The organism is Xenorhabdus beddingii (assembly GCF_002127545.1).
Taxonomy (GTDB): domain Bacteria; phylum Pseudomonadota; class Gammaproteobacteria; order Enterobacterales; family Enterobacteriaceae; genus Xenorhabdus; species Xenorhabdus beddingii.
Genome location: NZ_MUBK01000127.1, coordinates 1 through 971 on the forward strand (window position 1 = coordinate 1; position 971 = coordinate 971).

At 47.1% G+C, this 971-nt stretch carries 1 pseudogene; it reads right to left on the reverse strand.

Annotated elements, in window-relative coordinates:
* A pseudogene (locus Xbed_RS20430) lies at nucleotides 1–922 on the reverse strand (IS3 family transposase); the annotation flags it as partial.
* Nucleotides 923–971 lie beyond the last annotated feature (49 nt).

The window sequence follows — 971 nt, forward strand, 5'->3', positions numbered from 1 at the left end:
CCGGTCAATTTTCGGCCTCTTAAGGCCTGTTTATACGCCTTGATGACCGAGTCTGTTTTTAGGTTATCGTGGACATGATACCCCACGATTTTACGTGACCATGCATCCGTGACCAGACTTAAATACGCCTCCCCTGTTTTCACCGGAAGGTAGGTGATATCGGCAACCCAGACTTGTTCCGGCCCCGTTGGGGTGACCTGATTGGGACCGGCTTTGAGTAAATTAGGGTGACAGTAAAAACGATGATGGCTGTGCGTCGTTTTGTGATAAGCCCGTCTGGGCAGGACTAGCTGATGATGGTTTCTCAGTAAATCGAACAGACGATCACGGCCTATTTTCAAAGCACATGAGTGATACAGCAGGTGCTGAAGCTTTCTCGTGCCAATACGGGGCTGTGTCAAACGTATTGACTGAACTTGCATCAACACCGCTTGCTCCTGCCTCGCTTTTATGGCTGCCCGCTGACATTGCTGATAATAGGCCTGGCGTGTGAGACCCAGATAACGACAACACTGAACCACCGTGAAGCCCGCTATTTTTTTCTCCTGGATAGCCTGCCTCGTGGCTTTTTTACGATACTGACCCCATAGTCCCGTTTTAAAACCTCAACGACGGCCTCAAAAAATTCGGCTTTCTTTTCCATTTCAGTCAGTTGTTGTTCAAGTTCTTTGATACGTTGCTCAGGTGTAAGTGAGGAGGATGTAGTCATAGGTGCTCCGTGAGGATGGAAAGGGGTACAACCCAGACTCCAATCTAACTGACCATGCTTCCTAAGCCAAACTAAAACGGTTGAACGCCCTTGAATACCGTATCGAGACTGGGCTTGTTTGTAAGTCATCTCGCCTTTTTCAACTTGTTCAACAACCGCCAATTTAAAAGCCAATGAATAATCACGCTGAGTGCGTTTACTTTCTGATTTCATAACACTCTCCTAAAGAGATGAAGGAAAGTGTCAACTTTATTTAGGACGG